General features: G+C 64.5%; 17 protein-coding genes. 15 read left to right on the forward strand and 2 right to left on the reverse strand.

Annotated elements, in window-relative coordinates:
* Window positions 1-131 precede the first annotated feature (131 nt).
* The 12 genes from VSX60_RS10840 (at window position 132) to VSX60_RS10895 (ending at window position 9,815) form a co-directional block, all read left to right on the forward strand.
* Entirely contained in the window at window positions 132-980 is an 849-nt protein-coding gene (locus tag VSX60_RS10840) for a MurR/RpiR family transcriptional regulator (RefSeq protein WP_327624187.1), read from the forward strand.
* A 139-nt stretch (window positions 981-1,119) separates the two neighbouring features.
* Window positions 1,120-2,517: an allantoinase PuuE gene (puuE, locus tag VSX60_RS10845; protein ID WP_327624220.1), complete on the forward strand. Its 1,398-nt coding sequence runs from the start codon at window positions 1,120-1,122 to the stop codon at window positions 2,515-2,517.
* Window positions 2,514-3,380, forward strand: coding sequence for a bifunctional allantoicase/(S)-ureidoglycine aminohydrolase (locus VSX60_RS10850; RefSeq protein WP_327624188.1), 867 nt, complete (start codon window positions 2,514-2,516; stop codon window positions 3,378-3,380). Before puuE ends, VSX60_RS10850 begins: the two co-directional genes overlap by 4 nt.
* Window positions 3,377-3,892 (forward strand): ureidoglycolate lyase, encoded by a 516-nt coding sequence (locus VSX60_RS10855; RefSeq protein WP_327624189.1) that lies wholly within the window; start codon window positions 3,377-3,379, stop codon window positions 3,890-3,892. The genes VSX60_RS10850 and VSX60_RS10855 overlap by 4 nt, the downstream gene beginning before the upstream one ends.
* A 332-nt stretch (window positions 3,893-4,224) precedes the next feature.
* The gene (gene ccoN, locus VSX60_RS10860) at window positions 4,225-5,883 is read left to right on the forward strand and encodes a cytochrome-c oxidase, cbb3-type subunit I (RefSeq protein WP_327624190.1); all 1,659 of its coding nucleotides are present in this window, start codon (window positions 4,225-4,227) and stop codon (window positions 5,881-5,883) included.
* A gap of 6 nt (window positions 5,884-5,889) precedes the next feature.
* Entirely contained in the window at window positions 5,890-6,624 is a 735-nt protein-coding gene (ccoO, locus tag VSX60_RS10865; RefSeq protein ID WP_327624191.1) for a cytochrome-c oxidase, cbb3-type subunit II, read from the forward strand.
* Between the two features lie 5 nt (window positions 6,625-6,629).
* Entirely contained in the window at window positions 6,630-6,800 is a 171-nt protein-coding gene (locus VSX60_RS10870; RefSeq protein WP_327624192.1) for a cbb3-type cytochrome c oxidase subunit 3, read from the forward strand.
* Window positions 6,791-7,672, forward strand: coding sequence for a cytochrome-c oxidase, cbb3-type subunit III (gene ccoP, locus VSX60_RS10875; protein WP_327624193.1), 882 nt, complete (start codon window positions 6,791-6,793; stop codon window positions 7,670-7,672). The genes VSX60_RS10870 and ccoP overlap by 10 nt, the downstream gene beginning before the upstream one ends.
* Before the next feature lie 19 nt (window positions 7,673-7,691).
* Window positions 7,692-7,877, forward strand: coding sequence for a hypothetical protein (locus VSX60_RS10880; protein ID WP_327624194.1), 186 nt, complete (start codon window positions 7,692-7,694; stop codon window positions 7,875-7,877).
* Between the two features lie 40 nt (window positions 7,878-7,917).
* On the forward strand, window positions 7,918-8,697 hold the full coding sequence (locus VSX60_RS10885; protein ID WP_327624195.1) for a DUF2189 domain-containing protein: 780 nt from the start codon (window positions 7,918-7,920) through the stop codon (window positions 8,695-8,697).
* A gap of 66 nt (window positions 8,698-8,763) precedes the next feature.
* Complete coding sequence (locus VSX60_RS10890; RefSeq protein WP_327624196.1) at window positions 8,764-9,450, forward strand: 5-formyltetrahydrofolate cyclo-ligase; 687 nt, start codon at window positions 8,764-8,766, stop codon at window positions 9,448-9,450.
* Window positions 9,447-9,815 carry a DUF488 domain-containing protein gene (locus VSX60_RS10895; RefSeq protein WP_327624197.1) on the forward strand — a complete coding sequence of 123 codons (369 nt, stop codon included), beginning with the start codon at window positions 9,447-9,449 and terminating at the stop codon, window positions 9,813-9,815. Before VSX60_RS10890 ends, VSX60_RS10895 begins: the two co-directional genes overlap by 4 nt.
* Before the next feature lie 13 nt (window positions 9,816-9,828).
* On the opposite strand, the gene VSX60_RS10900 is transcribed toward VSX60_RS10895, so the two are convergent.
* The gene (locus tag VSX60_RS10900) at window positions 9,829-10,305 is read right to left on the reverse strand and encodes an Rrf2 family transcriptional regulator (protein WP_327624198.1); all 477 of its coding nucleotides are present in this window, start codon (window positions 10,303-10,305) and stop codon (window positions 9,829-9,831) included.
* 222 nt (window positions 10,306-10,527) lie between these two features.
* Between VSX60_RS10900 and VSX60_RS10905 the strand changes: the two genes are divergently transcribed.
* Genes VSX60_RS10905 through VSX60_RS10915 form a run of 3 tightly spaced genes read left to right on the forward strand, consistent with a single transcriptional unit; the run spans window position 10,528 to window position 12,603 of the window.
* Window positions 10,528-10,695 (forward strand): hypothetical protein, encoded by a 168-nt coding sequence (locus VSX60_RS10905; RefSeq protein WP_327624199.1) that lies wholly within the window; start codon window positions 10,528-10,530, stop codon window positions 10,693-10,695.
* 11 nt (window positions 10,696-10,706) lie between these two features.
* Window positions 10,707-11,402, forward strand: coding sequence for an NnrU family protein (locus VSX60_RS10910; RefSeq protein ID WP_327624200.1), 696 nt, complete (start codon window positions 10,707-10,709; stop codon window positions 11,400-11,402).
* A gap of 13 nt (window positions 11,403-11,415) precedes the next feature.
* A complete protein-coding gene (locus VSX60_RS10915) occupies window positions 11,416-12,603 on the forward strand; it encodes an NnrS family protein (RefSeq protein ID WP_327624201.1) in 1,188 nt (395 codons plus the stop codon).
* 85 nt (window positions 12,604-12,688) lie between these two features.
* On the opposite strand, the gene VSX60_RS10920 is transcribed toward VSX60_RS10915, so the two are convergent.
* Window positions 12,689-14,284, reverse strand: coding sequence for a gamma-glutamyltransferase family protein (locus VSX60_RS10920; protein ID WP_327624202.1), 1,596 nt, complete (start codon window positions 14,282-14,284; stop codon window positions 12,689-12,691).
* Window positions 14,285-14,310: the final 26 nt, after the last annotated feature.

Here is a 14,310-nt window from a genome sequence, read left to right on the forward strand (position 1 = left end):
CTCCCTCTGCGTCCAAGCCCGCATTGCACGCGATATTGCAAGATGATTTCCAGTATGTCAATATTTATGGAAATGAGTTTCCACAGACTTCCGTGCGTAGTCTGTGTCGCCGAAAGGGAGACGAGGAGCCGATGAAACCGTTCGTGGAATCGATCCATCGGTCATATGAAAGCCTGAGTTCCCGCGAGCGTCAGGTCGCCGATCTCGTCCTGGAGTCGCCCGGCGAGGTCAGCATGTATCCGGCATCCGAACTGGCGAAGCTGGCCGGCGTCTCGAACTCCACCGTCACGCGCTTCGTGCAGCGCATCGGGTTCGACAATTATGACGACATGCGCGTCGCCGCCCGCGAGGCGCGCAACTGGGGCTCGCCGCTCTTCTTGGCGTCGGGGCGATCCCCCGAAAGCGGCGACGCGCCCGCAGATCCGATCGCACAGTTCGCCGAGCAGGAAATGGCGACGGTTCGTCTGGCGCTGGAAGGCTTGGACCAAGCGCGGCTCGACGAGATCTCCGCAGCGCTCTGGCAGGCACGCAATCTGGGCTTCATGGGGTTCCGGAACAGCCATTACTTTGCCGGCTATGCCCGCTGGCAGTTCATCCAGTTTCGCGAGCGCACCCGCTTGATACCCGGCGCCGGTGAGACGGTTGCCGAACGCATCGCCGATCTCGGGCCGGATGATGTCGTCATTGTCGTCGCCATTCGCCGCATCGTCGGCAAGCTCAAGCGCTATCTTGAGGCGCTGTCGGGCCGCGGCGTCAAAGTGCTGCTCATCACCGACCCATCGGCGCGGGTGACGCCGGCTTACGCGCGGTGGACGATCATCTGCCCGGTGGAAAGCTCCTACCCTCTCGATTGTTATTCGGGCGTCCTCGCCGTCATCCGCCTGCTGGCGCTGGAGACATTCAAAAAGGCCGGAAAACCCGGCCGCGACTATCTGGAGAAGATCGAGGCGCAGCACGAGATTCTGGGAGAGTTCGAATGAGCCGATCGAAGCAAAGCGCGGTGCGGCATACGCGCAAGCCACTTCGTGGATTATGTGACGATACGCCCTGCGGTTTCGACGTAATGATGGAAATCGCGACCGAGCCAAGGAGCCGCCTTTGACACGTTACCCACGCGATATGGCCGGCTACGGGCCGACGCCGCCCGACCCGCGTTGGCCGAATGGCGCCAGGATCGCAGTGCAGATCGTCCTCAATTACGAGGAGGGCGGCGAGAACAACGTCCTGCACGGCGACGCGGCGTCAGAAGCATTTTTGTCCGAGATCGTCGGCGCCACAGCCTGGTCGGGCCAGCGCCACTGGAACATGGAATCGATCTACGAATATGGCGCGCGGGCCGGCTTCTGGCGGCTGCACCGACTGTTCACGGGCATGGATATTCCGCTGACCATCTACGGTGTCGCGACCGCCTTGGCGCGCTCGCCGACGCAAGTTGCCGCGATGCAAGAAGCCAACTGGGAGATCGCCAGCCACGGCCTTAAATGGATCGAGTACAAGGACTTCAGTCCCGAGGACGAGCGCGCCCACATGGACGCGGCGATCCGCCTCCACACCGAGGTGACCGGAGAGCGGCCGCGCGGCTGGTACACCGGCCGCTGCTCGGAGAACACCGTGCGCCTCGCGGCGGAGGAAGGCGGCTTCGATTACGTCGCCGACAGCTACGCCGACGACCTGCCCTACTGGCTGCGCACCGGCGGCCGCGACCAGTTGATCGTCCCCTACACGCTCGACACCAACGACATGCGCTTCGCCTCGCCACAGGGCTTCAATTCCGGCGACCAGTTCTTCGCCTATCTGAAGGATAGCTTCGACGCGCTTTATGCCGAAGGCGAGGCCGGCAGCGCGAAGATGCTGTCGGTCGGGCTGCATTGCCGCCTGGTCGGGCGGCCAGGCCGGGTCATGGCGCTGAAGCGCTTCCTCGAATACGTCAAGGACCACGCTGGTGTCTGGTTCGCCACGCGGCTGCAGATCGCCGAGCATTGGGCGGAGCACCACCCACCCGTTTCCTTCGCGCGGCCGTCCGAGATGGAACGCGAGGCGTTCGTTGCGGCCTTCGGTGGCATGTTCGAGCATTCGCCCTGGATCGCCGAGGGCGCGTACGCGCTGGAACTCGGCGCCGCCCATGACAGCGCCAGCGGGCTGCACAACGCGCTTGCCCGTGTGTTCCGCTCCGCCGATCCAGAGCAACGTCTCGCCGTGCTCAAGGCCCACCCGGATCTCGCTGGTAAGCTCGCCGAAGCGAAGCGGCTGACGGCCGATTCCGCCGCCGAGCAGGCCTCCGCCGGCCTCGATGCCCTGACCGATGCCGAGCGCGCCAATTTCACGCGGATGAATCAGCGCTACGTCGAAAAATTCGGCTTCCCGTTCATCATCGCCGTGCGCGACCACGACAAGGCGGGCATCCTCGCCGCCTTCGAGCGGCGCGTCGAACACGACCGCGACGCGGAACTCGCCGAGGCGTGCCGACAGGTCGAGCGCATCGCGCGCCTTCGCCTTTCCACCATGCTACCCGAATGAAGGAGAGGCCATTGGCCGAACGCAGCTACTACGCGCCGCAGGGCGGCTTGCCGAAGCAGACCGAGCTGATGACCGACCGCGCGGTGTTTACCGAGGCCTATGCGGTCATCCCTCGCGGCACCATGCGCGACATCGTCACCAGCTCGCTACCCTTCTGGGACGGCACCCGCGCCTGGATTCTCGCCCGCCCGCTGTCGGGTTTTGCCGAGACCTTCTCCCAATACATCATGGAGGTCGCGTCGGGTTGCGGCAGCGACCGGCCGGAACCCGACGCCGGGGCCGAGGCCGTGATCTTCGTCGTCGAGGGGCAACTGACCCTGACGCTCGGCGGCGAAAAACACGTGCTCGAACCGGGCGGATACGCCTATCTGCCGCCATCGAGCGACTGGACTGCGCATAACAACGGCGACTCCGCCGTCCGCTTCCATTGGATCCGCAAGGCCTACGAGCCGGTCGACGGGCTCGCCGCGCCCGAGGCCTTCGTCACTAACGAAAACGACATCACCCCGACGCCGATGCCGGACACCGACGGCGCCTGGGCGACGACCCGCTTCGTCGACCCCGCCGACATGCGCCACGACATGCATGTGACCATCGTTACCTTCCAGCCCGGCGGGCTGATCCCGTTTGCCGAGACGCATGTGATGGAGCACGGGCTCTATGTGCTGGAAGGCAAGGCCGTCTATCGGCTGAACCGGGACTGGGTCGAGGTTGAGGCGGGCGACTTCATGTGGCTGCGCGCCTTCTGCCCGCAGGCCTGCTACGCGGGCGGACCGGGGCCGTTCCGGTACCTCCTCTACAAGGACGTCAACCGCCACGCGCGGCTCGGCCTGCCGGGTGGATTCGGCGGACAGCGCCGATGAGCCGGCGGATCGCGACCGAGCCGTTGACGGCGGGCGTATTCGTGCGGTTCGGCGATGTGCTGGAGGCGTCGGGCGAGCAGGACAGGCTGATCAACCAGGGGCTTTGCGGCCGCTGGCACGACCGCGCCCGACTGGACTTTTCAGACGGTCGCGCCGGCATCAGCCTGTTCAAGGCCGCGCCCCGCCCCCTGCCCTATTCGCTGGAAATGGTCGAGCGGCATCCGGACGGCTCGCAGGCATTCCTGCCGATGTCCGAGCACTCGTTCCTGGTCATCGTCGCAGAGGACGACGCCGGCCGGCCGGGCCGGCCGCGCGCCTTCCTCACCCGGTCCGGCCAGGGCGTCAATTTTCACCGCGGCACCTGGCACGGCGTCCTGACCCCGCTCCACGAGCCCGGCCTCTTCGCCGTCATCGATCGGATCGGGGACAGTCCCAATCTGGAGGAACACTGGTTCGACGCGGCCTATACGATTGTAGCCGGCGTCGGAGACGAAAGCCGCGCAATCGTGTGATCTCCGCAATGGCGGCGTGATGAGGGTTCGGGACCGACGATCGCCCGGACCTGACACCTGATGCCGCTTCGGGTTCGATGCAGAAAGCCGAGAAACGGCCCCTTGGTTCTGGAAATATGCTGTGTAATGTCACGCTGGGGGTCACGAAAAAATTCAAAGACCCCCGAGACCGATTGGGGATTTTGGCGTCCAGCTTCGTCTTTCACGAGAATGAACATATCAGAATCCGGATTTTTTCGGATTGTCGTCGGCAAAGTTTAAAGATATACGATCGATGCATCTTTCTTGAGCAATGACCGACGGTGGTCCCGCACCGACAAAGCGATGGCGATATGATCTCGCAACTGACCCGGAACGAGCGACAGCTTTCGATCGTCATTCTGGCGGTCCTGGCGGCTGTCGGGCTGACCATGGCGGCGGCGGGTCGCGCCGATCCGCTCGGCATTCACGGCGCCTTGGTGCTGGTCGCGGCCGCGGCGATGATCCTTCTGCTCCTCGCCCACCACGACAGCCCGGAGCCGGACGCGGAGCGTCTGTCCCACTATTACGACGATCCCAGCAAGGTCGGTATCGTCCTGACCATGGCCTGGGCCGTCTTCGGTATGTTCATCGGCGTGTGGGTCGCGGCGCTGCTGGCCTGGCCGGACCTGACCTTCGACGCCGCCTGGGCGAGCTTCGGGCGACTGCGTCCCGCCCATACGACGGCGGTTATCTTCGGCTTCGGCGGCAATGGCCTCATCGCCACGTCCTTCCACGTCCTGCAGCGCACGTCGCGCGCCCGCCTCGCCGGCCAGATCAGCCCGTGGTTCGTCCTGCTCGGCTACAATCTGTTCTGCGTCCTGGCGGTCACTGGCTATTTCATGGGCGTGACCCAATCGAAGGAATACGCCGAGCCGGAATGGTACGCCGACATCTGGCTGGTCATCGTCTGGGTGACCTATCTCGTACTGTACATCCGCACCCTGGCGCGCCGCAAAGAGCCGCACATCTACGTGGCCAACTGGTACTTCCTGGCGTTCATCGTCGTCGTCGCGATCCTGCACATCGTCAACAACCTGGCGATCCCGCTATCGCTGGCCCATGCCAAGAGCTATTCGGCCTTTTCCGGCGTCCAGGACGCGATGACGCAATGGTGGTACGGCCACAACGCTGTCGCCTTCTTCCTGACCGCCGGCTTCCTTGGCATGATGTATTATTATCTGCCGAAGCGAGCTGGCCGGCCGATCTTTTCCTACCGGCTGTCGATCATCAGCTTCTGGGGCATCACCTTCATGTATATGTGGGCGGGCTCGCACCATTTGCATTACACGGCCCTGCCCCATTGGGTTCAGACGCTGGGGATGACCTTCTCGATCATGCTGCTGGTGCCGTCCTGGGCCTCGGCCGGGAACGCGCTGCTGACCTTGAACGGGGCGTGGCACAAGGTGCGTGACGACGCCACCTTGCGCTTCATGATGGTCGCGGCCGTGTTCTACGGTCTGTCGACGTTCGAGGGCTCGTTCATGGCGATCCGCCCGGTCAATTCACTGTCCCACTACACGGACTGGACGGTCGGTCACGTCCATGCGGGAGCGCTCGGCTGGGTCGCGATGATCACCTTCGGCTCGATCTACAGCGTCGTTCCGTGGCTGTGGAAGCGCGAACGCATGTATTCGGCGGCGCTGGTGGAATGGCACTTCTGGCTCGCCCTCACCGGCACCATCGTCTACGTCTTCGCGATGTGGAACTCGGGCATCATCCAGGGCCTGATGTGGCGCACCTATACCGAGGAAGGCACGCTCGCCTATTCGTTCCTCGACTCCCTTCTTGCCATGTACCCCTATTACATAGCGCGGACCTTCGGCGGCCTGCTGTTCTTGATCGGCGCGATCGTCGGCTCCTACAATATCTGGATGACGATCCGCCACGCGCCGCTGGCAGTCGCGGACGAAGCCAAGGATACGCCTGCCACCCGCACCGCCGCCCCCGGCGCCTTCCAACCGGCGGAGTGATCGGACATGGCTGAGTTCTTCCACCGCAAGCTCGAGCGGACCGCCATCGGTTTCGTCGTCGCCATCATCGTCGTCGCCAGCATCGGCGGCTTCATCGAGATCGCCCCGCTCTTCACCATCGACGAGACCGTGGAGGAGGCGCCCGACATGCGGCTCTATACGCCGTTGGAGCTGGCCGGCCGCAACATCTACATCCGCGAGGGATGCTATGCGTGCCACTCGCAGATGATCCGCACACTGCGCGACGACGTGGAGCGCTACGGCCCCTATTCCCTGGCCGTCGAATCGCAATACGACCACCCGATGCTCTGGGGCTCGAAGCGGACCGGTCCGGATCTGGCGCGGATCGGCGGCAAATATTCGGACTTCTGGCATGTCGCGCATCTGACCAACCCACGCGATGTCGTGCCGCAGTCCAACATGCCGGCCTATCGATGGCTGATGCGCACGGCGCTGGAACTGGATGATCTGCCCCTGCACCTGAAGGCGCAGCAGCGGGTCGGCGTCCCCTACACCGACGAGATGGTGAAGAACGCCGCGGTGGACGCGGTCGGTCAGGCGTCGCCGGACGGGCGCTACGCCGCCGGCGTGACCGAACGCTACGGCGCGGCGACGACGATCAGCACCTTCGACGGGGTCGCGACGGAAGTCACCGAGATGGACGCGCTCGTCGCCTATCTTCAGATTCTCGGCCGGCTCACCAATGCCGCCCACGAGCAAACAGCGGCCGCGAGCGAGTAGGGAGCATGGATTTCGATCACGACACAGTCGTCGCCTTCTCCAAGAGCTGGGGCCTGTTCTACCTGATCGCACTGTCGATCGGCGTCCTGGTCTACGTCTTCTGGCCGTCCAACAAGAAGCGGTTCGACAAGGCCAAGAAGGACATCCTCGATAAGGACGATACGCCATGGACGTAGGCGAATACGATCCGGTAACCGGGCGCGAGACCACCGGGCACGAGTGGAACGGCATCAAGGAACTCAACACGCCGGTGCCGCGGGTTGTCCTGATCTTTCTTGCCGCCACCGCCACTTTCGCGGTGCTGTGGTGGTTCTTGATGCCGGCATGGCCATTGGGCTCGACCTACACCAAGGGTCTTCTCGGGATCGACCAGCGTGAGATCGTCACCGATCAGTTGCAAGAGGCCAAGGTCGAGCGGGCGGCGTGGGTGACCCGGATCGAATCGTCGAGCTACGACGAGATCCAGGCCGATCCGACGCTGATGCGGATCGTTCAGGAAACCGGCCCCCGGCTATACGGCGACAATTGCGCCGCCTGCCACGGCGTCGACGCCAAGGGCGCCGCCAACTATCCCGACCTGACCGACGATGACTGGCTTTGGGGCGGCGAGCCGGAGACGATCGCCGAAACCATGCGCGTTGGCATCAACTCGCCGCATGACGAAGGCAGGCTCGCCCAGATGCCGGCGTTCGGACGCGATCAGATGCTGGATCGCTCGCAGATCAACGATGTGGCGGCCTATGTTCTGTCGCTGAGCGATCCCGCTGCCTCGACCTCCAGGGACGCCGAAAAGATCGCCGCCGGAAAAGACGTCTTCCTGGCCAACTGCGCCGCCTGCCATGGCGACGACGCCACCGGATCGCGAGATCTCGGAGCGCCCAATCTGTCCGACCAGACCTGGCTTTATGGCGGCAATCTCCAAACGATCATCACCACGATCCACGGCGGACGGCAGGGCCACATGCCGACTTGGGAGAACCGTTTGAGCCCCGCTGACATCAAGATCCTCGCGCTGTATGTCCACTCCCTCGGCGGCGAGGCACCTTGAGGCGAAAGGAAAGCCGATGATGACGCGCGCTCGCAAAGCGAAATGGCTGATCGGGCTGGTCGTTTCTGCGGGCGTCTTGCTTCTGGTGGGGGTCAACGTGCATCTTGTCTACGTGGCATTCGCGTCCCAACCCGAATGCGTTTCTCATCTGAAGGAGAACGGTTCGGATTCGGGACGCTATCGAGCGGCGAAGTCCGCTTGCTGAAGGAGATCCGCGAAACCAACAAGTCGAACGGGAGGCAAAGATGAACGCGGCGAAAGTGACAAGCAGCGTAACGCAGGGCGCGAGGTGGCGGCGTGATCTGCCGGCATCCGCCGCTCTCGACTGGCTACGACGCGGCTGGAGCGATTTGACGGTGCGTCCCGGTCTCAGCCTGTTCTACGGCGTCGGAGTCCTGGCGGTTTCCCTTCTGGTGGTCTGGGGAATCTTCACTCTGGATTGGGGCTTTGTGCTCTTCCCCGCCTTGGCCGGCTTCATGATCGTCGGTCCGCTGCTGGCGATTGGTCTCTACGAGAAGAGCCGGTCGCTGGAGCGGAACGAGCCGGTGACGATGAAGCGGATGTTCCTCGTTAAGGCGAAATCCGGCGGCCAGATTTTGTTCATCGGCGTTCTTTTATGTCTGTTGATGCTGGTATGGATGCGCACTGCGGTGATCGTCTACGCGCTGTTCTTCGGTTATCGGCCCTTCCCCGGCTTCGACAACGTTATCCCCATGCTGGTCACCACCTGGAGCGGTTGGGGAATGCTGATCGTCGGCACGATCGCCGGTGGGCTGTTCGCCGCCTTCTCCTTCGCGATCAGCGCATTCTCGATCCCCATGCTGCTCGACGAGCGTAGCGACGCCTTCACCGCGATGGGAACCAGCATGGCCCTGGTCTGGAACAATCTGCCGGTGATGCTCGCCTGGGGCGCGATCGTCGTCGCCCTGTTCCTGTTATCCGCCTTGACCGGCTTGCTTGGGCTGATCGTCGTGTTTCCGCTTCTCGGCCACGCCACCTGGCACGCCTACAAAGCGGTCCGATGAGGATCTGACGCGCTTTTGCATCCCACACCGCGACCGACAGAAGCTGATCCACGAGGGAGGACTGAGATGACCGAGGAGAACGATCAGCCGGGGGAATTCGCCTCACCGCCCTGTTTTGCCCATGAGCTGCGGGAAACCCCGGAGGGCTTTGTCGCGGGCGACGCGGCGGCCGCGGCCGACCTCGCGCGCTGGCGCAAGGCCGAGCGCGAGCGGCTGATCGCGATGCGCCTGGCGACGGCCGTCGACGAGCGCAGCCGCGTCGCCGACGAGGTCGCCGCCGAGCTCGACGGGCTGGTCGATGTGCGGCCCGGGTTGGTCGTCAGCCTTTATTGGCCGATCCGCGGCGAACTCAACCTGTTGCCCTGGATGCGTTCCATGCATGAACGCGGCGCCCATATCGGCTTGCCGGTGGTGGTGGCCAAAGGCCAGCCGCTGATCTTCCGGCGATGGACGCCGGAAGGGCGAATGGAGCGTGGCGTCTGGAACATCCCGATCCCCGCCGATGGTGAGGAACTGACGCCCGACATAGTGCTATCGCCGGTGGTCGGCTTCGACGCCCAGTGCTACCGGCTCGGCTACGGCGGCGGTTTTTACGACCGCACGCTGGCGGCGCAGCCGCGAAAACCGCTGGTGATCGGCGTCGGCCTACCGACGATGCAAATCGCGACGATCTACCCGCAGCCCTACGACATCCCCATGGATGTGATCGTCACCGGAAAAGGCCAGATCGCCCGGCCCGAGACGCGTGGATGACCAGCCTCTGGGTGCGGCGGGCCTATGACACGCCGAGCCGGTCGGACGGCCAGCGCGTCCTGGTCGATCGCCTGTGGCCGCGCGGGGTCTCCAAGGATGCCTTGAAGCTCGATGACTGGGCAAAAGACATCGCGCCAAGCGAGGCCTTGCGCGATTGGTTCGGCCACGACGCCGCCAGATGGGACGAATTCAGACGGCGCTACGCCAAGGAACTCGACGCCAACCCCGAGGTGGTACAGGCGTTGCGTGACCGTCTCGCAAAGGGCCGCGTGACGCTCGTCTACGCTGCGAAGGACACTGCCCACAACAACGCCGCCGCACTGAAGGCGTATCTGGAAAAGCGCCAAGCCAGCGCTACTAAATGAGCGATGCCGCCCGCTACCCCGGGGCAGCGGTTGCGGGCGCGGCCTTGCCCGGGCCGACCGGAAGCCCGAGGATGTCCTGGAGGGGCGTGCGAGCGACAACGAGATCGGCGAGGGTGAAGCGGTCGAGAACCGCGAGATAGGCGTCGAGCGCCTCTGCCAGAGCGCCCCGCAGCCGGCAGGGGCCGGTGATGACGCAGCGATTGCGGGTCGGATCGAAGCACTCGACGAGACGGAAATCATCCTCCGTCGCCCGGACCACATCGCCGATGACGATGCTGGCGGGGTCGGTCCTGAGCCGGAGGCCGCCGCCCCGCCCCCTGACGGTTTCGACGAAACCGCCGCGGCCGAGTTCCTGGGCAATCTTCATCAGGTGGTTGCGCGAGATCCCATAGGCCTCGGCGACTTCCTGGATGGTCGCCAGCGCATCCGGCTTCACCGCCAGATACATCAGAAGCCGCAAGGCGTAGTCCGTATACATAGTCAGGCGCACGGAATTTCTCCCAAAAGATGCATGTACGGTATTGCTTTAATCGCGGCCGCGCAATATCCTTTGAAAAGATGGATTGGCAGCGCATCTTTTGGCATCGAGCACGGCGTCACCAGCCGGACCAGCGCGCAACACCCACTCGAAAAAGGCGACGCCCGCGCGGCAGGAGCGACTTGTCATCGGCCCCGTGGATGGCGCCCGCGTCGCGGAAATGAGGACGAAGCGATGAGATTTCTGCACATCCTGCTGGACGTATTTCTATTTCCCGGCAATCTCATGCTCCGCAAATGCGGCATCAGCATCGAGGAAGACGGAGGGTTGTTCCGGTCCTTCGTCAATATGTGTGTCTGGGGCGCCGCCAGCCTGGCCGTGGCGATGTATATCTTCCTGTAGAAGCGCCGGCCGTGGTTCAGTTCGCCCTCGCCTATGTCCTGTTCATGACCGCCCATCTCGTGCCGGCGGCGCCGCATCTGCGCCGCTTCGCCATCCACACGCTCGGTCGCAGGGCGTATTTTACGCTCTATTCCCTCGCTTCCCTTCTCCTGTTGGTCTGGCTGATTGCCGCCGCGCGCTCGGCGCCGACGCTGTTTCTGTGGCCGCTAACGCCTGAATTGGTGCTGATTCCGCTGATCGCCATGCCGTTCGCCTTCATCCTTGTCGTCGCCGGGCTGCTCCAACCCAATCCGCTGTCGGTGTCATGGCGAGGCGGCGTGTTCGACCCGGCCCGGCCGGGCATCGTCGCCGTGACCCGTCATCCGGTGCTGTGGGGTTTCCTGCTCTGGGCGCTGTCGCATGTGGCGGTGAACGGCGACGTGGTCTCGGTCGCTCTGTTCGGCGGCCTGGCGCTCTACGCCGTGGCCGGGTTTGGCCTCGCCGACAAGCGGGCGAAATCCCGGCTCGGACCCGATCGATGGAGCACTTTGGCTGCGCGCACATCGATCATCCCTTTCGCCGCCATTTTGAACGCCCGGCCCCGTCTATCTCCCGACATGTCAACGCTCGCCGGAATTCTCGGCGGACTGGCGCTCTATGTCGCGTTTCTCGCCGGCGGCCATTTCTGGCTTGTCGGCGTCGATCCGCTCACCTTCCTGACCCCCTGACCGAGGCCGCCCGATGTCGATGCCGCCACTTCTCAGTTACGGTTTCCGCCCGTTCTTTCTGCTGGCGGCCCTATGGGGCGGGGCGGCGGTGCCGTTGTGGCTCCTCGCCTATCGCGGCTCGATTCACATTTCAAATGCCTATGGCGACCTTGCCTGGCACGCGCACGAGCTGATCTTCGGCTATGCTGCGGCCGTGATCTGCGGCTTCCTCTTCACCGCCATCCCCAACTGGACCGGGCGCTTTCCGGTCAAGGGCGCGCCGCTCCTGTTTCTGGTCGTGATCTGGGTGCTCGGCCGCCTCGCGATGCTCGGCGCCGATTGGATCGGCCTCGCGGCCGCCGCCGTGATCGATGTCCTGTTTCTGGTCGCCGTGATCGGCTTCGCCGCCCGCGAGATCATCGCCGGCAGCAATTGGCGGAACCTCCGCGTGCTGGTGCTTGTCGGGGCGCTGCTCGCCGGGAACGTTCTCTTCCATGTCGCGATTCTGCGTGGAGATCCGACCGATCTCGCGCTGCGTCTTTCGATCGCCGCACTGATCGCGCTGATCACGCTGGTCGGCGGCAGAGTGATCCCGAGCTTCACCCGCAACTGGCTGGTCAAGCACGCCAAGCCGCTTCCTTCGCCTTTCGGGAAGCTCGACGCCCTGGCCATCGGCACGACAATCGTCGCGCTGCTCGCCTGGGTCGTCGCTCCCGAGGCGATCGTCACCGCCGGGCTGGCGCTGCTGGCCGCTGCGCTGCTGATTGTCCGACTCCTCCGCTGGCGCGGCTGGCCGACCTGGCGCGAGCCGATCCTCGCCATTATGCACATCGCCTACGCTTTTGTTCCGGCGGGATTCCTCTTGCTCGGCGCCAGCGTCGCCTGGCCGGACGTGGTGCCGGCAAGCGCCGTCATCCACAGCTGGACGATCGGCGCGATCGGCACGATGACGCTCGCGGTGATGACCCGCGCGAGCCTTGGCCACACCGGCCGGTCGCTCAATGCGTCTCCCGCGACCATCATCCTCTACGCCGCCATGCTGATCGCCGCGCTGGCGCGCATCGCTGCGGCACTCACACCGGAATTCGCACTGCCGCTTCTCAGCCTTGCGGGCGCCGGCTGGAGCATCGCCTTGCTCGGCTTCGCGATCGTCTACGGGCCGATGTTGGCGGCGGCACGGCCGCGCCGGGCAAAAGCCGAAACGTCACCGGCCGTTCGATAATCCAGCGTGGCATCGGCGGGACCTTGCCGCGACGCGATGCGCCAAGGACAGATTTCCGGCGAAACCACGTGTTAAGGCTCGATCTCTAGAAGCCGACCGCTTGGCCATCCTTGCGGGGATCGGAGCCCGCAACATAACCACCCGCGACGCGATGGACGAGTTGCGCGCCGCCAAAGCCGAAGGCGACGGCATCGCCGGTTTCGCGGACCACGCGATGCCCCTTCGCCTCGAGGGCTGAAAGCACGTCGTCGCCGGCCGCTGCCTCGATCGCCACTTCGAGACCCTCCATTGCCCGCCAGCGCGGCGCGTCGACCGCCGTCTGCGGATCCTGCCCCCAGAGCTGGGTGCGCAACACCATCTGCACATGCCCTTGCGCCTGGATCGGCCCCCCCATCACGCCGAAGCTCATCAACGGCTGACCGTCCTTCATCACGAAGCCCGGAATGATCGTATGGAACGGCCGCTTGCCGCCGGCGACCTCGTTCGGATGTCCCTTCGCCAAGGAGAACCCATGTCCGCGATTTTGCAGGCTGATCCCGGTTCCCGGCACGACCACGCCAGAGCCGAAGCCGGAATAATTCGACTGGATGAACGAGACCATCATGCCGTTCTCGTCGCACGCCGACAGACAGATGGTGCCGCCGTGCTTCGGCGCGCCGGCCTTGAAATCCTGTGCCCGATCCGGGTCGACCAGCTTTGCCCGATCCGCCAGATAGCTCTGGTCCAAAAGATGGGTTTCCTCGATCTCGCGCATGTGCTCGCGATCGGCGACGAACGTCCACATGTCGCGGAAGGCGAGCTTCATCGCCTCGATCTGAAGGTGCAGCGCCTCGACGCTGTCGGGTTCGAAACGCTCGATGCCAAGGTGCTGGAGAATGCCGAGCGCCATCAAGGCGGCGATGCCCTGACCATTCGGCGGAATTTCGTGCAGATCGACCTCGCCGAAGCGCTGATGGATCGTTCCGCACCAATCGCTTGCGTGGGCGGCAAGGTCGTCCTCGGTCATGGCGCCGCCATGCTCCTTGGCAAACGCCGCGATGCGGGCCGCGAGTTCGCCGCGATAGAACGCCTCGCCCTTGGTCTCGGCGATCAGCCGCAGGGAACGCGCGAGATCGTCGCTGCGAAACAGCGTGCCGGCGGCAGGCGTGTGTCCACCTGGCATGAAATGTTCGGCGAAGCCCGGCTGCTTGTGGAGAATTTCACCGCCCATCGCCCAGAGCTCGGCGATGATCGGCGAAACCAGAAAGCCGTTCTCGGCATAACCGATCGCCGGCTCGATCAGTGCCTCGAACGGCAGTTTGCCAAAGCGCGCCGACAGGTCGCGCCAGGCGGCGACGGCACCGGGAACGGTGACGCTCTCCCAGCCGCGCAACGGCATCGCATCGTTTCCGGCAAAGCGATCGGGCGTCCATGCCGCCGGGCTGCGGCCGGACGCATTGAGGCCATGCAGTTCCTTGCCGTCCCACAGGATCGCGAAGGCGTCGCTACCAAGTCCGTTGCCGGTCGGCTCGACCACGACGAGCAAGGCCGCCGCAGCGATGGCCGCGTCAACGGCGTTGCCGCCCTTGGCGAGCATCGAGAGACCCGCTTGCGAGGCCAGAGGCTGCGAGGTCGAGACGACATTGCGGGCGAAGACGGGCGAGCGGCGGGACGCATAAAGTGGGTCATGGCGATATTGCATGGGTCAGGTTTCCTCGCGGGTAATAT

The organism is Aurantimonas sp. A3-2-R12, assembly GCF_036016755.1.
Taxonomy (GTDB): Bacteria; Pseudomonadota; Alphaproteobacteria; order Rhizobiales; family Rhizobiaceae; genus Aurantimonas; species Aurantimonas coralicida_A.